Source organism: Candidatus Enterococcus leclercqii (assembly GCF_009933135.1).
GTDB classification, from domain to species: domain Bacteria; phylum Bacillota; class Bacilli; order Lactobacillales; family Enterococcaceae; genus Enterococcus_C; species Enterococcus_C leclercqii.
The window spans coordinates 1-22,518 of record NZ_MAEH01000012.1 but is presented as its reverse complement, the minus strand read 5'-3'; the positions used below and the strand labels follow the sequence as shown (position 1 = coordinate 22,518).

The following is a 22,518-nucleotide window of genomic DNA, read 5'->3' as shown; positions in this document are numbered from 1 at the left end:
TATTATGTCATTGACCCCGAATTATTTGGAAGACCGTATTTGTTTGAATGTCTTGGCCAACTCTGTTGAAAATGCGAAAGCCTGCTATGAAGCAGCTGACGGCCACGTTGTTCTCGGCGTTTTATCTAAAAATTATGAAACAGATGAAGCGGCAATCACCGATATGAAAAGATATCAAGAGGCCTGCGACAATGCACTGTCAGTAGGTCTGGGCGCCGGCGATCCCAATCAAAGTCAAATGGTTTCTCGGTTATCCGGTGTGCTGCAACCGCAACATGTCAATCAGGTTTTCACTGGCGTAGGAACATCCCGCGCTCTTTTGGGACAAGGTGAAACTGTGATCAACGGGTTGGTTTCACCTACTGGCAAAGTGGGTTATGTGAACATTGCGACTGGCCCGCTGAGCTCCAAAACGCCAGAAGCCATCGTTCCTATCGAGACAGCTATTGCACTTTTGAAGGATATGGGAGGTAGTTCTATTAAATATTTCCCAATGAAAGGCTTGGCACATAAAGAAGAATATCAAGCTGTTGCCAAAGCTTGTGGGGAAAATGATTTTTATTTGGAACCTACCGGCGGCATCGACTTGGAGAACTTTGAAGAAATTTTGCAGATTGCAGTGGATGCAGGGGTTAAAAAAATTATTCCTCACGTCTATAGCTCAATCATCGACAAAGCCACAGGTGACACGCGTACCGAAGACGTGAAGGCGCTGTTGCAGATGATGAAAAATACGCTGAAATAAGGAGTCGGACAACATGAAAATCGGTGCTTTCGGAGAAGTGATGCTGCGCTTGACGCCGCCGGAATACTTGCTTTTGGAACAGACCAATAATTTGCGGATGGAATTCACCGGTACTGGCGTAAATCTCCTGAGTAACCTTGGTCATTTAGGGCAAGAGGTCAGCTTAATGACCAAACTGCCGGCAAATCGACTTGGACAGGCGGCAGCGGCCAATCTGAAAAAATTGGGAATTGCCACAGATTATGTTGGATACAGTGGTGATCATCTGGGCAGCTTTTTTGCCGAAGTAGGTTATGGTCCGCGGGCAACACAGGTCACTTATCAAAACCGCCGCAATAGCGCCTTTAGTTTGGCAGCTGGCGCGGACTATGATCTGTCGGCCTTTGTTTCAGAGATGGATTTGATCCATATTTGCGGCATCTCTTTAAGTTTGACCGAAAAAACGGCGGCTACTGCACAAGCGTTAGCAGAAACAGCAGCGGCAGCCGGTAAACTGGTGTGTTTTGATTTCAATTTTCGCCCCAGCTTGAACGATGGCGCCGGACAACGAGAATTGATGAAACAGCGCTATTTGGCAATATTGCCTTTTGTGGATCTAGTCTTCGGCTCGACGCGAGATTTAGTGGAGCTGCTGGGCTTTGGAGAGACGCCGGCTACAACGGCTGAAGCAGAAGAATTGATTCAAGCCTTTTTAAAAACCTATCAGATTCGCTGGTTTGCCGGAACGAAACGGGGGCATGATGAAAAGGGTAGCTTGCTTACCGGTCTCTTGTACACAGAAGCTGAGAGTTGTACGTCTCAGACCTATTCGTTACAAGTGTTGGACCGGATTGGTGCTGGGGATGCGTTTGCAGCAGGAATTCTGTGGGGAATCGCGCAAGAAAAGACATTGGCAGAAACAGTGTCATTTGCTTGTGCCAATGCTGTGCTCGCCCATACGATCGCTGGGGATGTCCCACTGACTACCGAAAAGATGGTGCAACATTTTATGTCTGCGCCACAGGTGGACTTGCTTCGCTAAATGCAGCAACGAGCAGTTTCAAAAAGGTTCTTATTTGAAAAGAATCGACGGGTCTGCTGTTGGCTGTGGCTAGTGTTTAACTTGGCAGTTCATTAAAACACACAAGACCGACTGTGACTTATTGGAAAGCAAAAGCATTTTTGAAGCGGGGAAAAGGCCGAAAGCAATCGGTTTTTTCTTCGCTTTTTTGGCTATTGATTCGCTGCAGGAATTGTTTTTTTCATAAAAGGGCTTTCGGTTATTCCCGTCTGCTTTACAAGGCCTAAGGAACAGACTAAAATAAAAGCTATTGACGAGAAAATAACGATTTTTGCTGAGTTTTTGTGTCTGATTTTTTAACGGATTCACTTTGTGGTGAAGTCGGTTGATGATTTTGTTGGTAAATTTAACGGTTGGGAATGACGAGATGTGTTGAAGAATCATAACAAGTTGCGCTGGTTTTTAAAGGGGGTCGGAGTATTCTTTCTGATCCTTTTTAGTAATCTCTATCTGCAGTTTTGTCAAAATAATTTGTCACTGGATCTGGCATTGAAGTTTGCTTTTTCCTGGCACGAACAGAAATTTTTCTTAGGGTGTCTGGTACTCTTGGTACTGTACGGGGGGATTGCTTCGGTGATTGGCTCTGTCGGGATGGGAGCAGTGGTGTATGGTGTGTTCATCGGAATCTTAGGCTTTGCAGATTACATGAAGATGACCTATCGCCAGGAACCGGTTTATCCTGATGATTTAAAAATGGTGTCCAATCTTGGAATGATGAAGGATTTGGTGGGAACCCCATTGTTTATTCTGTTGCTGGTCTTGATTCTGCTTTCTTTGGCTGGTGTGGTGTGGATGTTCATCCGCAGCTTGAAACTGACACGCAAACAGCAGTTTTTCCGTGGCGGGATGTTTTTGGCCTGTGTCTTGCTCTTAGGTTATTTCAGTAATTTCAATGATGAAAATAATCTGCTGCGTAAAGGCTACAATCATACCGCATTATGGATTCCCTACTCACAAAAAATGAATTATTACAATGTCGGTTTTGTCGGTGGCTTTTTGTACAATCTAAAAGTAGTGCCAATGGATGAACCCGCTGGCTACTCGGAAGCAGCTGTTAAAGAAGTAGTAGCAGATTACCAGAAAAAGGCGGCAGCCGCCAATAAAGCAGCCAGCCCATTAGATGACAAAACGGCACCAAATATCGTTTATGTGATGAGCGAGAGTTTTTCAGATCCTAACCGCTTGAAAGGCGTGGATATCAGTGGCGATCCGTTGAAAGATTATTATGAAGTTGCTGACAAGACCTATAGTGGTCAAATGCTGTCACAAAACTATGGCGGCGGTACTGCCAATATCGAATTTGAAGCCTTAACTGGTTTTTCCATGGAATTGTTCAATCCGCAAATGACTACTCCTTACACCTTGCTGGTACCTAAGCTAAAACAGCTGCCTTCTTTGGTTTCTTTGTTGAAAGACCAAGGGTATGATACGACAGCAATTCATCCCTATGACACGTCGATGTATAAGCGTAAGGACGTTTATCAGGTACTAGGCTTTGATGAATTTTTGGATCAGGACACGATGAAGCATACCGAAAAACTGGAAAATAATCCCTATATCTCTGATGAGTCAGCCTATGAAGAAGTCATGGATCGCTTGAAATCAGCAGACAATCCCCAATTTGTCCATCTGGTGACGATGCAAACTCATATGCCTTATGGTGGCAAATACGAAAATATTCCCTACCAAGTGACAGCTGAAAACGGCAATCTTTCTTCAATCGCCAACTATGCGCAAGATGTCGCCTATGCCAGCGCTGCATTGAAAAATTTTGTCGCAAAACTGGAACAACTGCCGCGCCGGACGCTGGTCGTTTTCTGGGGAGATCATCTGCCGGGAATTTACTCAGATGAAATCCAAAAAGCCAACGATGGCACTCAGCTGCATGAAACAGAATTCTTGCTGGTAGATAGTCAAGGCAAGCTTCAAAGTGTGGGCAATGATCATTTGTCTAGTCCGTTTTACTTTGCTCCGACGCTGTTGCAACAAGCAGGTCAGCAGGTCAGCGGCTTTTATCAGCTGCTGCTCGATTTGCAACAACAACTACCGGCTTTTGAAAAAGGAATGTATCTGCAAGATGGGCAATGGGGAAAAACAGTAGCGTTTGACAAGGAGACGGCCGCACGGTACAAAGATTACCAATTGATTCAATATGATGTGCTGGCGGGTAAGCAATACAGTTTGAAAACAACGTTCTTTAAAGAGTAATAAAGTTTAGCGGTTGCGATGAGCAGTTTTTCGCAATCGACTACATAATAGTCAGAAAACCATTTTTACACACCGTTTTCTGATAGCTGTAAAAGAATAACTAGATTAGTTGAGGAGTTTAACGATGAGTTTTGTAAAAAAAGACAATCAGCGGTATTTCAACCCTATGCGGCGGGCTATCTTGAAGCACGATATGATTCGACCGAAAGATAAAGTAGCTATTGGGATGTCCGGTGGCAAGGATAGCACCACACTCTTGTATCTGTTGGATACGATTCGACGACAACAACGTCTGGGGTTTGACTTTGAGATTCAACCGATTACTTTGGACATGGGCTTTGCCGGCGTCGAACTGCAACCAATGCAAGAATTTGTGGAAAAACTCGGCTATGAACTGGAAGTTGTACCTACCAATATCGCCAAAGTCGTCTTTGAAATTCGGGAAGAACGTTCCCCCTGTTCCCTTTGCGCCAAATTGCGAAGAGGGACACTGTATACCCATGCCAAAGAACTGGGCTGCAATAAAGTAGCGCTGGGCCATCACCTAGATGATGCTGTGGAAACCTATTTTATGAATTTCTTATTTCATGGGCAGCTGAATAGTTTTGAACCGGTCAGCTATTTGAGCAAAACCGGGGTGACCTTGATTCGTCCTTTGATTTATATTGAAGAACAAGAGATCATCCGCTATGTAAACCGAGAAAAACTGCCGGTAATCTTCAATCCCTGCCCGGTGGACAAACAGACTAAACGAGAAGAAATCAAGCGTTTTGTTGCTACAATAGCTGAGACCTATCCTGATGTGCGGGAAAAGTTCATTATGGGGATGGAGCAAGGAACAGCAGCTGATTTCTGGAAGAAGAGTTTAGTCTTACCGTAACAACTGAAAAGAAAGTGACACTAGCGGCAATGATTTTTTTCTAAGGAAGCAGCGCTAACTTAGAAGTAAACTGCTATTTAAGAAACAGGATGATCAATGACCCGCAAGCTGCGAAAGTTGGTGTAGCAGTCTTTTCAGAATCTGATTGTCTGCTCACGTCTTAAGTGAGAACAATTTGAAATTAGCCTAAGCGATTGAAAAACAGGAGACCCCTGAAGCTGTGTAATAAACGCAGTAGAAGGGGACCTGTTTTTGTCGAAAGTGAGGGCTGGTTTATTGAATTTGCGAAAGCTGATTGAAAGACTCAACTAAAAAGGCTTCGTGAAAGCGTTTAAATAAAAACGTTTCTATAGAAAAGCTGTACTACCCTTTCTTACAGGTAGTACTTTTTTCTGCATTTAAAAGTAAAAAAATCAGAATTTAACTATCGTAAATACCTTTACATAGGCTTTTTTAAGCCGGTTTTTCATTTTATAAAAAAAATTTATCTGAAAGGGGTTGCATTTTCTGGCGGCGAGAATTATACTCGCTTATAGAAACGTTTCACCAAAAGCTTGAAGGGAGTCTGCTAATTAAAGTGAACAGTAGGAGAGGAACAGCATATGAAGAAATTATCTGAGATTTGGAAGCAGCGACAACTGCACTGGATGGTTTTACCGGGTGTCGCATTTATGATCGTGTTTAACTACATTCCGATCTACGGAATTATTATCGCTTTTAAGAATTATACGATTGTGGATACCATCACTTCGGCACCGTGGGTAGGATTGGACAATTTTAAAATCATCATGGAAGACGCTTTCTTTTGGGAAGCTGTTCGAAACACATTGGGCATCAGCTTGTTGAAATTGGGGCTGGGTTTTATGATCCCGATTGTACTGGCAATCATGATTTTTGAAATGAAGGATGGTCGCTTGAAAAAATTCATTCAGACTGTTTCTTACATTCCCCATTTCTTTTCGTGGATTGTATTAGGCGGCATGTTGATTTCCTGGCTGTCCTCTAACGGTTTTTTAAATCAAGTGATGATTTCACTGGGTGTGATGGATAAGGGTGTCAATCATCTCTTGGATCCGGACAAGTATTGGTGGATTGCTGTTTTATCTGATTTGTGGAAAGAAGTCGGTTGGGGGACAATCCTTTATCTAGCTGGGATGTCTCGTATCGATCCGACATTTTATGAAGCAGCCCGTATCGATGGCGCAACCAAACTGATGCAGATCCGAAAAATCACCTTGCCATTGTTAACGCCAATTATTTCACTGAATCTGATCTTAAATGTCAGCGGGATACTAGGTTCTAATTTGGATCAAACATTGGTTTTGATGAATTCTCAAAACCAAAGCAAATCTGAAGTTATCAATTCATTTGTTTATCGCATGGGGCTGGCACAGGGGGACTTCTCCTATGCGACTGCAGTTGGTTTAGGTATTTCCGTGATATCAGTCATTTTGCTGGTGATTACTGACCGAGTGACCCGTAATCTAAATAATGGTAAATCGGTTATTTTATAGGAGGTGACGAAATGATCAAACGACATTCACAAGAAAATAAATGGTTCTACTTTTTTAACACGCTGATCTTGATCTTATTCTCACTTCTGATCATCGTGCCAATCTGGAACATTTTAGTATCTTCTTTTTCTGCCAATTCTGGCTTAGGGCAAAATGGCTTAGTCCTCTGGCCAAAGAACTTTACGCTTGAAAACTACAAAAAAGTTTTTTCGGATGCCAGTATTCCCCAAGCGTTTGGAATTTCAGTCTTAAAGACTGTGATTGGTGCACTGACACATACCTTGTTTTGTTCAATAGTAGCCTATGGATTGAGTAAATCCCATCTGATTGGCCGTAGTTTTTATACGACTCTTGGAGTGATTACCATGTACTTTGGTGGTGGGATGATTCCTACGTATTTGCTGATTAAATCGCTGGGCTTATTAGACACCTTTTGGGTTTACATCATTCCGGCGTTGTTTTCTTATTATGATACCGTGATTTTGATGAACTTCTTCCGCGAAATTCCGCCGTCACTTGAAGAGTCGGCAAAAATTGACGGAGCTTCAGAGTTCACGATTTTTTCCAAGATTTTTTTGCCCTTGACTAAACCGGCGTTAGCGACAATCATCTTATTCAATGGTGTTGGTCAGTGGAACGACTTTATGACCACCAAATTATATATCACCAAAGAATCCCTTTACCCATTGCAGATGAAGATTTACGAGATCATCGTGCAATCCAATCTGAGTACCATGACGGAAAGTGGGAGTACCGATGTGGTCGTTCAAGCGACGACTCGTGGGGTACAATTAGCCACTATCGTGATTACAACAGTTCCGATACTTGTCATTTATCCGCTGCTGCAAAAGCATTTTATCGGCGGTATGATGGCAGGAGCTGTGAAAGAATAACTTTGGTTTTTGCGGCGTAGGACCGCCGAAAGCGCGCCGGCGATCTAAAAGCGCTGTTTCAACACTAAAAAGAAAGAGGTCAAAGAAATGAAAAAATTACTGACAGGCACATTGTTGGCAGCAGCAGTCCTTGGTTTGGCTGCCTGCGGAAACGGCGGCGACAAAGATCAAGCCGCGGATTTTTCCATCAAGGACCGTTACGAGTTGGATGAAAATACACCAGCTTGGAAATTGGACAAGAAAGAAGAAACAACAAAGATTCGTTGGTACATTAATTCCGATTGGACGGCACTGCCTTTTGGCAAAGATGTCACTACTGCCCAGATCAAAAAGGATCTTAATATCGACATCGAATTTATTTCCGGTGATGACTCTAAGCTGAACGCGATGATATCTGGCGGTGACCTTCCGGATATCGTAACCCTCACCAGTAAGACGGGGCAAGCAGCTTTGAAGGCCGATAGTTGGGCTTATTCATTGAATGATCTGGCCAAAAAATATGATCCTTATCTTATGAAAGCAGTCAATGAGGACACATTCAAATGGTACTCGCTGGACAATGGCAAGACTTATGGCTACCCAAACTACTCCAACACTGCTGCAGATTATGAAAGTGGCAATATTCCAGTAAATGATAACTTTGTAATCCGTGAAGATGTTTATGAAGCTCTGGGCAAGCCAGACGTTTCTAAACCAGCGGACTTCGTGAAAGTTATGCAAGATATCAAAGCGAAATTCCCTGATCTGACACCGATGGGCTTTACTACCGTAGGGGATGGTGCGGGTCCTTTCACTGATAAGTTGCAAGATTTTTTGGGTGTCCCTTTAGAAGATGCCGATGGTAATTTTTATGATCGCAACTTGGATGAAGAATATGTCAACTGGTTGCAAACTTTGAATCAGGTGTATCGGGATGGCAATATCTCTGACGATAGCTTCACTGACGATGGCCCTACCTATGATGAAAAAGTTAAACAAGGACAATACGCAACAATTTTGGTAGCCGGTACGAGTGGTCAAGGGGGCAACTTTACGGAGTTCACTAAAAATTCTGGCACGAAATATATTGCTATTGATGGTCCAGAAAGTACTTCTGATCGCAAGCCCACAATGAATCAAACGGGGATTTCCGGTTGGTTGAGCAATTACATTACCAAAGACGCTAAAGATCCAGCCAAAGTAACGGAGCTGTTCACTTATTTGATTGATGAACCAGGGCAAATCTTAACCAAATACGGTGTTGAAGGCGTAACTTACGAATACAACAAAGAAGGCAAGATTGATTATCTACCGGAAGTTAAAGAAATGGAAAAAACGGATAATGATGCCTATAACCAAAAATATGGTATCAGTCGTTTCAACTACTTCAACAACGACCGGGTCAACGCGTTGAAAGTCACTACCGAATCTGCTTTGACTCAGATGCAAGCATGGGGCAAAGGTAAGCTGGTACCACATTTCGTGATTGAAAACATCAATCCTGATTTAGGAACCCCAGAAGCTCGTTCCAACGAGGCTATTGAAACCAAGTTGAATGCTAGCGTGATTTCAATGATCCGTGCCAAAGACGAAAACAGCTTTACCAGTACTTTGGACGAATTTAAGAAGTTCTTGGATAACAACAAATGGGACGAAATCAAGAAGATAAAATCCGAAAAAATGGCTGAAAACCGCGAAAAACTCCAATAAGTCACAGAGAGGAGACAAGAGAAGGGTGGCCTCCGCACGCTGCCCTTCTTCTACTTATTATGATCGAAAAACTATTTTCCTTTGATGGCTGGTACTACCGGACATTCACCTTTGCTGCCAATCTCATCATCTTAAACTTATTATTTCTTACCACCGCTTGGACGTTGGTGTTGACGGGGCCGTCCTTAATTGCCTTGTATCAAAGTGTAGATCGCCTTCTAAAAGAGCAGGGGAACTCAGTCTTTAGAGATTACTATCGTCTGTTAGCTGCTAATTTAAAACGAGGAACAATACTCGTAGCAACACTTTTATCGATGGCTGCTGTTTTGGCAGGAATTATTTATCTCTTAATGGGAGTATCGACTTCACTAGGTTTTTTGGCTGTAGTGATAGCTGCGTTGACGCTTTTGTTTTTGGCAGTGTTGACAGTCGTTTACAGTGTGTTGCCATTACCTTTTAAGTCCGCACTTCGGGAATCATCCTATGTCTTGTTGGCCAGCACAGCACATGGGATTATTCTCTTGGCGCTTCCGGTAATGGTGGCTGCTGTTTTGATCAAAGTTAATCTGATGCTTTACGTTATTGTTGGTTTTGCAGTAACGATTTGGCTACAGCTGCTTTTTTTCAATAAAGTATTGGTGGATAAAACAAATGAATGAACTGGAAAAAGAACGCTTTTGGGACGAAACGGCTGCTCAATTGGCTGCCATTCCACTAGAACTGGAGCTTTCCCCAAAAGTGATAACACAACCTAAAATCAAATGTTTTTCGATCAGTTTCAAAAGCCTGCAGGGTGAAAAAATCCATGGCTTGCTGCTGTTACCGGAAATAACTCACGGTAAGGTACCAGTGGTCGTGGATATCCTTGGCTATATGACACATATTCAAAATGCGGAAGAATTTGCTCACTGGCCGCAGATTGGTTGCGGCTGTTTAGTAATCGATAATCGCGGACAAGGGGGACAAACTCTTGATACAGCTCCTTATTTAACTACTAACGGGGAGTCACCCATGGTACGAGGACTGCTGACGCCTGAGGACAGCTATATGCGGCGGTTGGTAGCTGATCAGATGCGTTTGTTTTCAGTTATTGACGCAATTCCTGAATTAGACAATGACCAGATCTTTTTACATGGTAACTCTCTAGGTGGCGGTTTGGCTCTGCTTTTAAATGGTATTTGCCGGAAAAAGATTCGCGCAACCTTGGCAAATGTCCCAAGCCACTCGAATATTTCCCGACGAGTCCATGAAAAAACCGGGTCTTATGGGGCGATTGCCGACTATTTGTTGTTGCATCCGGAAGATGAACAAGATGTGCTGGCGACACTGGCTGTATTTGATACCAAGTATTACGCAAAAAGAATTGCGAACCCGGTGTTTACTTCTGCTGCTAGTGCTGATACCACTTGCCCCATGAAAGACTTTCTGGTGACTTATCGTCGCTTAGCAGCACCTAAAAGTTTGACGGTCTATTGGGGCAAAGGACATGAAGGTGGCGGAAGTCGGCAATTAGCCCGCGAAATTTCACTAATGAAACAGCTGACAGAGGAGTTGAACAAAGATGCAGATTGCAACTTATAATGTCCGTGTGGATACAGAGTTTGATGAAACGTGGCAGTGGCCCTTCCGGAGTCGTTATGTATTGGACCTGCTGACATATCATAATTGGGACTTGGTAGGGATTCAAGAAGTCAGACCCAATCAAGTGGCAGATTTGAAAACGTTGACTGACTATTATTGCTTGGCCGCCGAAAGAGATGGCGATGGTCAAGGGGAGGGGTTGGCGATTCTCTACAAAAAAACGCGGTTCCAGTTAGAAGATAACGGTTTTTTCTGGTTGTCTGATACGCCTGATCGACCCAGCATTCACCCTGAAGCCGGTTGTCCCCGAATCTGTTTGTGGGGCATCTTTAAAGAAATTGCCAGCGATCGGTCCTTTTTAGTGATTGATACGCATCTTGATCATGTCTCTGAGGCAGCTCGGCGAAGTGGGATGCAGGTAATACTGCAGCAATTAGCAGAGAAGATTGCTGAGCTACCCACGGTATTGTTAGGAGATTTCAATGCTTTGCCTGAAGAAAATGTCCATCATTTGGTGGCACAGCATTTCGATAATGGGAAAACCCTCAGTGAGCAGTCTCACTATGGACCCGACGGCACCTTCCAAGATTTTGACTATCAGCGTCCTTGGTCCCAGCTTGAGGAAATCGACTATCTCTATCTCAAAGGTTTTACTGTAAATAAAACGGCTGTCTTAACGGATGCCTGTGATCGACGCTTTGCTTCTGATCACTTTCCGCTAGCAATGACCGTCAAACTAAATGAATAGGTGAAAAAACATGGAAAAGACACAATTAAATGAACTTTTGTCACAAATGACACGACAAGAAAAAATCGATCAGCTTTTGCAGCTGATGGCAGCGTTCTATTCTGAAAAAGCAGAAGAGAAGACGGGACCCATGAGTGATCTGGGATTATCAGAAGAAAATATCAACAATGCCGGCTCAACATTGGGTATCTCTGGTGCTAAAGAAGCAATCCGCGTTCAAAAAGCCTACATGGCTAACAATCGTCTGCATATCCCAACGCTGCTCATGGCAGATATTATTCACGGCTTCCGTACGATTTTTCCAATTCCGTTGGCGCTGGGAGCAACTTGGGATTTAAAGGCAGCAGAAGAAATGGCGCGAATCTCAGCCAAAGAAGCAGCGGTATCGGGATTACATGTGACTTTTTCGCCAATGGTGGATTTGGTGCGTGATCCTCGCTGGGGCCGAGTGATGGAATCAACAGGGGAAGATCCATTTTTGAATAGTCGCTTTGCTGAAGCTTTTGTCAAAGGGTATCAAGGAGCAGACTTGACCCATGATTTTCAGCGAGTTGCCGCGTGTGTGAAGCATTTTGCAGCATACGGCGGAGCGATTGGCGGACGGGATTACAATACCGTCAACATGTCTGAACGTCAGTTGCGAGAAATGTATCTGCCAGGCTATCAAGCGGCACTGGCGGCGGGAGCAAAATTGGTAATGACTTCCTTTAATACCGTAGATGGCATTCCCGCGACTGGAAATAAATGGTTGTTCCGTAACGTTTTGCGAGACGATTTTGGCTTTAACGGTGTGGTAATTTCCGATTGGGGGGCAATCCAGGAGCTGATTCCTCATGGGGTAGCTGAAAATGAAAAAGAAGCAGCCGCATTAGCTATCACAGCCGGTGTTGATATCGAGATGATGACCTCTTGTTACAGTCGCTATTTGGAAGAATTGATTGATGAGGGGCGCATTGATGCAGCGTTAATCGATGAAGCGGCGCTGCGAATTTTAGAGCTTAAAAATGATCTGGGTCTCTTTGAAAATCCCTATCGAGGGGCCGATGAAACAGCCGAAGCCACCGTTATTCTTTGTGAAGAACATCGACAGGCGGCCCGCGAGATTGCTGAAAAAGCAATCGTTCTATTGAAAAATGACAATGTACTGCCGTTACAACCAAATGAAAAAATTGCTTTGGTAGGCCCTGGCGTTTACTCCAAAGATGTATTGGGCGCTTGGTCCTGGCAAGGGAAAAAAGATGAAGCTGTTTCATTGGCAGAAGCTTTTGCAGGTCGGAAAAATGTGCTGTTAGGCACCGCGTTGTTCGACTATTTTGATCCTTCCGAAAAAGCCATCACAGAAGCTGTTTCGTTGGCAAAAAAAGCGGATAAGGTGATTGTTGCTTTGGGGGAAAGCGACTGGATGAGCGGAGAAGCAGCCAGCGTAACAGATATCCGGCTGCCTCAAGCGCAGTTGGACTTGTTCCGAGCAATAATTGCTGTCAATAGCAATGTAATCGTGACCTTGTATAACGGAAGACCTCTGGATTTACGTGAGCTGGATGCGGCTAAAGGGATTGTAGAAGCTTGGTTTCCCGGTACAGAAGCCGGAAATGCCCTGCGAAATGTTTTAGAAGGTAGCGTAAATCCCACTGGTCGTTTATCCATGTCATTCCCGGAATCTGTAGGTCAGGTGCCCGTTTATTACAATCCGGACAATACCGGACGCCCTTATGAATCGGCACCAGAGGAAAAATATGTTTCCAAATATTTAGACGGCAGTAATTACGCGAAATATCCTTTTGGTTTCGGATTGAGTTACAGTCACTTTGTCTACTCGGAGTTAACGGTGGATCATAAAACCATGACTGTAGATGAGTCGATTCAGGTTACAGTCACGGTTCACAATGACTCTGACGTAGACGGAATTGAAACCGTCCAACTGTATCTCCGAGATCTGGTAGGCGAAGTCGTTCGACCAGTGAAAGAGCTGAAAGGATTTCAAAAGTTGGCGGTTCCAGCCGGTGAAAGTCGCCAGGCAGAATTTGTTATTAAAGATGAATTGCTGCAATACGTTCATAGTAATCAACAAAAGACCAGTGACCCCGGCAGATTTACGGTAATGGTGGGCGGCAATAGTCGCGACCTGTTGACCACTGAAATCATCTTGACTAAATAGGAAACGAGTGAAAAAATTCATGACAATGATCAACTTGCACAACGGCCGACTAACGGCTGATTTTCTAACTACCGGTGACCTTTATGAGTTGTCGGCTGATGGCATCATGATCAATCAACTAAACGGTAACCCATTAGACGGCAGTCTGAATCAAATTTGGCTTCGTCTATACACCACTGATGGCATCAAAAGTACACCGTTAATAGGGTCCAATTCTGCTAGTTATCTGACGGTAACAGATAATGCTTTGCTGTGGGAGGGCAGCTTTCAGCAGGTCAATTACCAAGTTCGTTTTGTTTTAGGAAAGGAAAACTGTTGGTTTTGGCAGGTTTTCTTACAAGGAAATGGTGAAACGGCAGATCTGATCTGCGGACAAGACCTCGGGAATGCCGCAAAAGGGGCCGTGCAATCCAACGAGGCGTACGTTTCTCAATACATTGACCACAAAGTAATGGACACAGCGCAAGGTCCACTACTTGTTTCCAGACAGAACCAACCACAAGATGGACGTTTTCCAGCTGTTCAGCTAGGGGCATTGGGTAGTGTAAAAGCGTTTGCAACTGATGGCTATCAATTTTTTGGAAAAGAATACGTCCGTACAGGCATCCCTAAAGCGTTAGTGCAAGAAGAGCTAGCAAATGAAGTCTATCAATATGAATTTGCTTATATTGCCTTGCAATCGGAGCAGTTTGTGCTGCAAGAGCCAAGCACATTCGTCTTTTACGGCAGCTTTACAGCAGATCACCCACAGGCCGTTACCGAACCATTGCTCCCTATTGCTGATGTAAAGAATTCCCTTGAAGAGATACCAGCATTTTCTAAAGAAGATTTGGCGGGCAATATTGTTAGTGAAAAGCAGACGAAACGAGGGGCGGTTCTAGCCGGTGACGTGATGACTGAAGCAGAGGTAAATGTACTGTTTCCAGAACAACTGTTTACCGAAGAACAAGCGGGAAAACGACTAGCGTTCTTTACACCAGAGCATCATCATGTGGTGCTTCAAGAAAAAGAACTACAGATGGAACGATCTCATGGACATATTTTGTTGAGTGGCATGGACCTTACTGTTGATCGGCCGTTGATGAGTACCACGGTTTATATGCAGGGATTGTTCAATTCGCAAATTGTCTTGGGAAATACCAGCTCGAATAAATTATTGAGTAACAGTCGCAATGCGCTGAATGCTATGACGCATTCCGGTCAACGAATCTATTTGAAAGAAGCTGGCAGCTGGCGTCTTTTAGGTCTGGCCTCGCTGTTTGAAATGGGCTTGAATTCCGCTGTTTGGTATTACAAATACCAAGACGATCTTTTGAAAATCGAAACCTATACAGTGGCAGATGGTCGCGAAATTCGAACTACCTTTACCAGCAAACGTCAAAAGACTTACGATATTTTGGTCACCAATCATTTGCTGATGTCTGGTGATGAACAAGGGCATTATGATCTGCAGCAGCAAGATCAGTTGTTGACAATCACGGCTACCAGCGATTCGGTAATCCACGAAACCTATCCAGAGCTGACCTATTATTTGAAAGCCGCGCCAGCCTTTACACGAACAAATGAAAGTATTTTAGGAGTTTCAGAAGCAGACAGCGAGCTGATTGGCCTTTTATTTGAGAAAACTGATCAGGTGTCAATGACTATTCAAGGAACATTAACTGGTGCGCCCTTTGTTGAAAAACCGACAACGGCTGCCTACGAGAAAGCTTGTTACCGGAAATTTATCGATGAGCTGTTGCAAGGTTTTCACTTAGCACATCCTTCAGAAGAAGTGGCTAGTTTCAATACATTATCCCGCTGGTACACTCACAATATGTTGGTACATTATTTATCCCCACATGGCTTGGAACAATACGGCGGTGCAGCTTGGGGAACGCGAGATGTTTCCCAAGGCCCGACAGAATTCTTTTTGGCCTTGGATCGCCCGGAGATTGTCGCGGACATTATTGGAAAATTGTTTGCGAATCAGTTTGCCGATGACGGAAATTGGCCACAATGGTTTATGTTCGATCGATATGAAAAGCAAAAAGCAGATGAAAGTCACGGGGATGTGATTGTCTGGCCAATGAAAGTAGTGGCCGATTACTTGGAACATACGGGGGATTTGAGTATTTTGCAAAAGCAGATTCCTTATACAGAACGCAGTACCTTTGCCAAAACACTGGAGCAGTATTCCTTATTAGATCATGTGAAAAAAGAAGTTACTTACATTGAAAATCACTTTCTTCCGGGAACGTATCTGTCTTGTTATGGTGATGGGGATTGGGATGACACATTGCAACCAAACGATGCACGACTAAAAAAACAAATGGCTTCTAGTTGGACAGTGGCTTTAACCTGTCAAGTAATTACTAAACTTGCCTCGGTCTTAGAAGCTGCTGACAGTTCTTATGCAGCTCATTTGAAGACATTGGCCGCCCATATTAAAGAAGATTATGAGCGTTATATTCTTTCAGATGAGATTTTACCCGGTTTTGTTTTGCAAGACGGGGACCACTTTGAGTTTATTATCCACCCAACTGACAAAAAAACGGGCATCAACTATCGACTGTTGCCCATGACTCGTAGTATGATTGCGGAACTGTTGACACCGCAACAAGCGGAGCAGCATTTAGCTGTGATTAAAGAACAGCTGCAATTTCCCGATGGTGTACGCTTGATGAATCGACCGGCCCGCTACAAAGGTGGAGTCAGCACCTATTTCAAACGGGCGGAACAAGCAGCCAATTTTGGTCGAGAAATCGGCCTGCAATACGTCCATGCCCACATCCGCTTTACTGAGGCGATGGCTAAGTTAGGTAAGAAGCAAGAAACCTGGAAAGCGCTGCAAACAATCAATCCTATTGGGCTGCAAAAACAAGTGACCAATGCTTCTCTGAGACAGTCGAATGTTTATTTCTCCAGTTCCGATGGGGATTTCAAAACGAGGTATGAAGCACAGGAAAACTTTGATAAACTTAGAGATGGCAGCGTTCACGTGAAAGGCGGTTGGCGGATTTATTCCAGCGGTCCAGGGATCTATTTGAACCAGTTGTTGAGCAATGTTTTGGGAATTCGTTTCGATCAGGTGCACTATATCTTTGACCCGGTATTACCAAAAGAATTGGATCAATTGACGATGAATTACCATTTGGCAGGTAAAAGAGTAACGATTCGTTTTGAACTGACGGGTGAAAAACGAACTGTACTCTTAAATGGAAATGAGTTGCCGGTAACATTACTGGAAAATCCTTACCGTGTTGGTGGGATGGCCGTTGCTAAAGAAGTATTGGCGGCGCAGTTGAAAGATGATGACGAACTTGTCATTTGTATCTGATGAAACAAATCATGATTTGAGGAGAGTGGAACCCATGGTGGGAATCAAAGATATCGCAAAAGCTGCCGGTGTCTCCATCTCAACGGTATCCTATGCGTTGAATGGCAGTCCGAAAGTAACCGAGCAGACTAGAAAAAGAATTCAGGATATCGCTCGCGAGATGAACTATGTTCCCAACATGGCGGCCCGCACTTTGAAGAAACAACAGACCAATATCGTAGGCGTTTATCTAGCTGATTATGGCGGCAGTTTCTATGGGGAGTTGTTGGATGGGATCAAACGGGGACTCGCTACTTTCGATTATGAAATGATTGTTTGTAGCGGTCAACGCTCTCATCTATTTATTCCCGAGAGGATGGTAGACGGCGCGATTATTCTAGATTGGACGTTTAAAACAGAGGAAATCAATCTTTTAGCAGATCGAGGTCATCCACTAGTTGTGTTGGACCGAGAAATCGATCGCAAATCTGTCTGCAAAGTATTGTTGGACAATAAAGGCGGTTCCACCTTGGCAATCAGCAAATTGGCAGAATCCGGTTCTCAGAAAGTCTTTTTAGTGACAGGGGCTGATGGCTACGACAGTCAAGAGCGATACAAGACGAGTATTAAAGAATTGGAACGCTTTGGCATAGATTATGAAGTGATTCCTGGAGAATTTACGGAACCTTCCGGATACCGAGCAGCGGAAACTATCATGGCTCAAAACCCAGATTTTCCCGTCGATATTTTCAGTTTTAACGATGAAATGGCAGTGGGGATCTATAAGTACTTTTCAGATCGTCCAGAAAAGATTGGCCGAGAAATTCGTCTGATTGGTTTTGACAATATTGAGCTGGGCACTTTTATGGACCCACGTTTAGCCACGATTTCTTATTCGAAACATCGATGGGGTATGGTGGCTGCTGAAAAACTGATGCAACTGATCAAAGGCGAGTCCACAGAAGATGAAGTAATTTACACCACCTTTGTGGCCGGAGATTCATTTTCTTGAGAATTGAAATGGGTAGGGATGGACATAGAGCAATCAATGAAAACCTATTTCAATACGTTTTGTAAGAAAAACTTTAGCATAGGATTGTTTATTTTATTGGAGCAGCGAAAAACTGCTCCGCTACATAGCTACAGTATTACCATATATTATATAGTAGCAAACTAGTGAGTTGAGGGGGCTTTTTGATGAGTATCAGTCGGATAACATTTCGCTCGGAAGTGTTGGGAAAAACAACAGCTTGCAATATTTTTCTGCCTGAGATGAAGCGATCGTCTTACCCAGTTTTATATTTACTCCACGGCTGGTCGGATGATTGCAATGCGTGGTTGGATAATACTTCTTTGGCGCGTTATGCTGCTGATTATCCTTTTGTCATTGTCATGCCACAAGTAGAATTGAGCTATTATACCAATATGCACGATGGCGAGCGCTACTTCGATTTTTTGACAGCAGAACTACCAGCTTTTATTCAGCAGTGGTTTCCAATTTCAGAAAAGCCGGAGGAGCGGTTTGTAGCGGGTCTATCGATGGGAGGATATGGGGCTTTCAAATGGGCATTTACCTATCCAGAGCGTTTTTGTGGGGCAGCCTCACTATCTGGTGCACTGGATGTCGTGTCCCTTTGGCAAAATGACCCCAGTCGTGATGAAAGATTTACGCGAATCTTTGGACCTTTGCAAAAGTTGGCAGGGGGGCCAGATGATTTGAACAAAATAATCCGTCATCATAATTCAGCCGTTGCGAAACTAGTCCTCTATCAATCCTGTGGTACGGAAGATTTTTTACTAGATATAAATCGTAAATTTCAAACTCATTTTACAGAAGAATTCCAAAACTATCAGTACAGTGAAGCTCCTGGTAACCATAATTGGAAGTTTTGGGACAAAGAAATTCAACAAGTACTGGCGTTGTTTAATGAACAAGTGCACTAAAAAAGTTGGCTAAGAGCAGAAGGACGCTCTTAGCCAACTTTTTCATTTGCTGCAGAAACTTGGTAAAAAGAGTAAAGGAATCAGCGACCTTTTATCTATCAATAAGTTAAGAAAAAATGGTTAAAGCTCAGGATCGAACTCTTCTGTTGCAATAGTCGCGGAACAGTCACCAGATGCTGTGGGCGCTGTTTTGAAAAAAGTTGTTTCCCAAAGTCGAATGCCCCGTCCGACAGTCAATGCAGCAAACAATGTTCCAATGCCAATTCCTTCTGGTCGTCCCAAAAAGAGCAATCCGAGGAGGGTGGCCGTCAGGATCATGACCAAGTCGAACCGGAGTTTCATCTGTCCAAAAGTTTTGCCAGTCTGCAAGCTTAACAAAGCGACGACGCCATCTGGTGCATTCATGATGAAATTGCCTTGCAGCATAAAAAAAGCACCAGTAGCGGTAGCAGCAGTTGCTAAAAAAAGTACTAGGATGCGAAACAGCAGAGATTCTGGTTGAAATTGGGCCAAACCCAAGCCGAGAGTGTAAAAATCAACGATACTGCCAAAAACAAAGGAGAACGGGAGCTGTAGCAACGTTTTGAGTGTGAGTTTTCGCTGTAAAAACAGTTGCAAGATGACCATGACACCAAAGACCAATGTAGTGGCTGTTCCCAACGTCAATCCTGTGATGTCGGCGGTAATAAAAGGGACGGAGACTAAAGCGCTGGTACCTAGACGACAACAGGTAAAAAGAACGGTACCTAAGGCCAGGATAAAGATACCCGCTGTATATAAGGCGAGACGAAAGAGCAATGCTTGTATAGATTTCATGAAACAACCACCTTTTTTAAAATAATGAGACAGGGTGTTTGGTGTAATAAATGGGCAATTTAATTGTTACAACAACTCCTATGCGCCTAATGGATCCTGCAAAAAGCCTCGTACAGGCAACAACCAGCATCAGACAAAATACTCAATAGCCATCAAGTCTGTAAGAGTTGCCTTCCCTTTTCTAGTTGAAGTTGCTTTTGATGTTTAATGATTACAATTCAATTATATCAATAATAATCTAATAATATTAACTTATTTGATAAAATTACGACAGGTTAGTAGGTGCTTGTAAAGTTTCCAGTGCTTACTTAATTATTAGCCGAAATATCTACAAATAAAAAACACTGCCCCGATACGGAGCAATGTTTTTTGAATCAATTTTTGGAAAGTAAAATCAGCAATCAACCGAAGACGGCTGCGATTCGTTGCAAGCCAGCTGCCAATGTTTTTTTCGGACAGGCCAGATTCAGACGCATGTGACCGCTACCTTGCTTGCCAAAGAGTGTTCCGGCATTCAAAACGACGCCGGCGTCTTTCACCAGCCGTTTTTGCAGAGCAGCATCGGTTAAGCCTAATTCTGAAAAGTCTAACCAAGCCAAGTAGGTTCCTTCAGGGGGCATCATTTTTACTTGAGGGAGATGCTCGGCTAAAAATTCTTGGGTAAAACGACTATTTTCCGACAAGTAAGACAAGAGCTCTGTTAGCCACGAGCCTCCATGACGGTAAGCAGCTTCAGTACCAATCAGGCCAAAGGTGGAAATTGTCGCTTGCTCCGTCATTTCCTGCACCTCTTTAAAGGCACGACGTAATTTTTTGTCTTTGATATACACCATTGAATTTTTGATTCCTGCCAAGTTGAAGGTCTTGGTTGCGGCGGTCAAGATGATAGAAAAATCAGCAAAATCTGAGGCTACCGTCTGAAAGGAGATATGCTGACGAGGAGCAAAGACCAAATCTTGATGAATTTCATCGGCAATCACAGTAACGCCATATTTTTGGCAGAGTTTGCCGACTGCCAGTAATTCCTCTTTGTCCCAGACACGACCACCAGGATTGTGGGGGTTACAGAGGATGAAGAGTTTAATATTTTCAGCAACGATGCGTGCTTCCATATCTGCCAAATCCATTTCAAAGTGATCGTTTCTTTCTACTAGAAGAGAAGCAGAGACGATTCGTCCGTTGGCTTTGACCATATTAGCAAAAGGATGATACACCGGATCATGAATTAGCACGGTGTCACCGGGAGCAGTGTAAGCTTGAATCGCCACGCCGATACTAGGTACGACACCGGGAGAAAAGAGAATATCTTCCTTCTTTAATGAATAGTTGTAACGTTCAGCTTCCCAGGTGATCACTGCTTCGTAAAGAGACTCAGGAAAAATACTATAACCAAAGATGCCGGCCTCTGTATACTCTTTCAGTGCCTCAATCACGGGCTGGGGTGCCATGAAATCCATGTCTGCGACCCAAAGTGGGATCAAGTCGTCTTTCTGGTAGGTTTCACGGATACTGTCCCATTTCACGCTATCTGTCCCCACGCGGGAATACTGCCGATCAAAATCTGTCATCGTCTGCGCCTCCTGTAAGCTCTTGTATAAGTTCGCCTGCAAATGAAACGAACTTCTTTTTTTTCAACACTTACAGTATAATGAAAAAAGTAGAAGAGAGGGAATAAAATGACTTATAAAATCGGCCAGATCATTCAAGGGACCGTAACAGGTATCCAGCCATACGGCGCTTTTGTGGCGTTGGACGAGCGAACTCAGGGATTGATTCATGTATCCGAGATCCAATCCGGCTATACCAAAAATATCAATGAGGTTGTCAAAGTCGGCGACAAGGTTCGCGTGCAGATTATCGACATTGACGAATACTCTCAAAAAATCAGTTTGTCGCGTCGCAGTTTGGACGGTGAACAGATTAAAAATCGTCCCCATCGAAAACGCTACTTTACGAATAAAAATAAAAAAATCGGATTTCGAAGTGTAGAAAAACAGTTACCAATATGGGTAGAAGAAGCACTGACCGCGCTGCGTAATGAAAACACAAAGAAATAGTTATGTACATTTTCAGAAATCATGTTAAAATTGAATAGCAAGGATAAACAAAATACGAGGTGGTATCGTGGAAAACAAAAAAGTCGCAGGCACTGTAATACTGCATCTGCAAGACGGCGCCAAACGTTTCTTAGTACACTCCACCGGTGAGACCTTGGAATTGGCCTCTACCGATTTCATTGCCGAGAAGACTGGCCTTGCCAACATTTTGGAAATGTTGAAAGATCAGGTTCATCTTGATGTGAAAAAAATTGATTTGGTGGAACTGACAAATGGCCAAATCGACCATGAAAATGTCCCTCTGTTTGTTTTCGAAGCGCAAGAAGCCGTGCTGGAAAGCGAGCTACCCCAAGATTTCTACTGGGAAGAGCCCCAACGTTTCCGAGAAATCATTCGCAACTATGATATTGAAGGCGTGCCTTACTTTTAGAAAAACTGCACCCATTGGTTCTTGTCTCGTATTGGGACAAGAACTTTTTTTATTTATAAAGCTGTTTGATTTAAGAGTATCTTAGAAATCCATTCGTGTTTTTGGCAGATATCTCGCAAGACCTGTGACTGTTTATTAAAGAAAGCGGGACAAAGACGAATGATTCTTTTGCAACGTGAAAAGAGACGACAATTGCGCTGAAAAAAGATTACTAAAAAGCCTTGACCCGCTCTTTAAGAAATGGTAAATTAATCAACGTTGACGACGAGAAAGTCTCGTAGAAAACTTCTTGAAAATCAATTCAAAAAAGTAGTTGACACGGGCAACTAAGCCTGTTAAACTAACGAAGTTGCCGCTTGAAAGCACAACCTGTTTTTGAAAAAGTCGCGCCAGTCGCGAAAAACTTTTTCAAAAAAGTGTTTGACTTTTAAAAAACAACGTGATATGATTTAAAAGTTGACGGCGAAACAAGTCGCACAACAACTTAGACCTTTGAA

General features: G+C 43.4%; 18 protein-coding genes. 16 read left to right on the top strand and 2 right to left on the bottom strand.

Features of this window, described 5'->3' with window-relative positions:
- Window positions 1–4 precede the first annotated feature (4 nt).
- The 14 genes from dagF to BAU14_RS05440 all read left to right on the top strand — a co-directional run bounded on the left by dagF (window position 5) and on the right by BAU14_RS05440 (window position 18,718).
- The gene (dagF, locus tag BAU14_RS05505; RefSeq protein WP_161899090.1) at window positions 5–745 is read left to right on the top strand and encodes a 2-dehydro-3-deoxy-phosphogluconate aldolase; all 741 of its coding nucleotides are present in this window, start codon (window positions 5–7) and stop codon (window positions 743–745) included.
- 13 nt (window positions 746–758) lie between these two features.
- The gene (locus BAU14_RS05500; protein ID WP_161899089.1) at window positions 759–1,766 is read left to right on the top strand and encodes a sugar kinase; all 1,008 of its coding nucleotides are present in this window, start codon (window positions 759–761) and stop codon (window positions 1,764–1,766) included.
- A gap of 408 nt (window positions 1,767–2,174) precedes the next feature.
- A complete protein-coding gene (locus BAU14_RS05495; protein ID WP_202622166.1) occupies window positions 2,175–4,013 on the top strand; it encodes an LTA synthase family protein in 1,839 nt (612 codons plus the stop codon).
- 124 nt (window positions 4,014–4,137) lie between these two features.
- Window positions 4,138–4,893 (top strand): tRNA 2-thiocytidine biosynthesis TtcA family protein, encoded by a 756-nt coding sequence (locus BAU14_RS05490; RefSeq protein WP_161899088.1) that lies wholly within the window; start codon window positions 4,138–4,140, stop codon window positions 4,891–4,893.
- Window positions 4,894–5,495: 602 nt separating this feature from the next.
- Window positions 5,496–6,407, top strand: a complete 912-nt coding sequence (locus BAU14_RS05485; protein WP_161899087.1) for an ABC transporter permease — start codon at window positions 5,496–5,498, stop codon at window positions 6,405–6,407.
- Window positions 6,408–6,418: 11 nt separating this feature from the next.
- Window positions 6,419–7,300 (top strand): carbohydrate ABC transporter permease, encoded by an 882-nt coding sequence (locus BAU14_RS05480; protein ID WP_161899086.1) that lies wholly within the window; start codon window positions 6,419–6,421, stop codon window positions 7,298–7,300.
- Between the two features lie 87 nt (window positions 7,301–7,387).
- The gene (locus BAU14_RS05475) at window positions 7,388–8,989 is read left to right on the top strand and encodes a sugar ABC transporter substrate-binding protein (protein WP_161899085.1); all 1,602 of its coding nucleotides are present in this window, start codon (window positions 7,388–7,390) and stop codon (window positions 8,987–8,989) included.
- Window positions 8,990–9,048: 59 nt separating this feature from the next.
- Window positions 9,049–9,648 (top strand): DUF624 domain-containing protein, encoded by a 600-nt coding sequence (locus tag BAU14_RS05470; RefSeq protein WP_161899084.1) that lies wholly within the window; start codon window positions 9,049–9,051, stop codon window positions 9,646–9,648.
- Window positions 9,641–10,570, top strand: coding sequence for an acetylxylan esterase (locus tag BAU14_RS05465; protein ID WP_161899083.1), 930 nt, complete (start codon window positions 9,641–9,643; stop codon window positions 10,568–10,570). Before BAU14_RS05470 ends, BAU14_RS05465 begins: the two co-directional genes overlap by 8 nt.
- Complete coding sequence (locus BAU14_RS05460) at window positions 10,551–11,318, top strand: endonuclease/exonuclease/phosphatase family protein (RefSeq protein WP_161899082.1); 768 nt, start codon at window positions 10,551–10,553, stop codon at window positions 11,316–11,318. Before BAU14_RS05465 ends, BAU14_RS05460 begins: the two co-directional genes overlap by 20 nt.
- A gap of 10 nt (window positions 11,319–11,328) precedes the next feature.
- On the top strand, window positions 11,329–13,476 hold the full coding sequence (gene bglX, locus BAU14_RS05455; protein WP_161899081.1) for a beta-glucosidase BglX: 2,148 nt from the start codon (window positions 11,329–11,331) through the stop codon (window positions 13,474–13,476).
- A 19-nt stretch (window positions 13,477–13,495) separates the two neighbouring features.
- Window positions 13,496–16,795 carry a GH36-type glycosyl hydrolase domain-containing protein gene (locus BAU14_RS05450; protein WP_161899080.1) on the top strand — a complete coding sequence of 1,100 codons (3,300 nt, stop codon included), beginning with the start codon at window positions 13,496–13,498 and terminating at the stop codon, window positions 16,793–16,795.
- 34 nt (window positions 16,796–16,829) lie between these two features.
- Window positions 16,830–17,786 (top strand): LacI family DNA-binding transcriptional regulator, encoded by a 957-nt coding sequence (locus tag BAU14_RS05445; protein WP_161899079.1) that lies wholly within the window; start codon window positions 16,830–16,832, stop codon window positions 17,784–17,786.
- A 185-nt stretch (window positions 17,787–17,971) separates the two neighbouring features.
- Complete coding sequence (locus BAU14_RS05440; RefSeq protein WP_161899078.1) at window positions 17,972–18,718, top strand: alpha/beta hydrolase; 747 nt, start codon at window positions 17,972–17,974, stop codon at window positions 18,716–18,718.
- 120 nt (window positions 18,719–18,838) lie between these two features.
- Here the strand turns inward: BAU14_RS05440 and BAU14_RS05435 are convergent, their stop codons facing one another.
- Window positions 18,839–19,534, bottom strand: coding sequence for a DUF6198 family protein (locus tag BAU14_RS05435; protein WP_161899077.1), 696 nt, complete (start codon window positions 19,532–19,534; stop codon window positions 18,839–18,841).
- A gap of 401 nt (window positions 19,535–19,935) precedes the next feature.
- A complete protein-coding gene (locus BAU14_RS05430) occupies window positions 19,936–21,102 on the bottom strand; it encodes a MalY/PatB family protein (RefSeq protein WP_161899076.1) in 1,167 nt (388 codons plus the stop codon).
- Between the two features lie 108 nt (window positions 21,103–21,210).
- Here BAU14_RS05430 and BAU14_RS05425 point away from each other — a divergent pair, with 108 nt between their 5' ends.
- Window positions 21,211–21,591 (top strand): CvfD/Ygs/GSP13 family RNA-binding post-transcriptional regulator, encoded by a 381-nt coding sequence (locus BAU14_RS05425; RefSeq protein ID WP_161899075.1) that lies wholly within the window; start codon window positions 21,211–21,213, stop codon window positions 21,589–21,591.
- Between the two features lie 67 nt (window positions 21,592–21,658).
- Complete coding sequence (locus tag BAU14_RS05420; protein ID WP_161899074.1) at window positions 21,659–22,021, top strand: hypothetical protein; 363 nt, start codon at window positions 21,659–21,661, stop codon at window positions 22,019–22,021.
- Window positions 22,022–22,518: the final 497 nt, after the last annotated feature.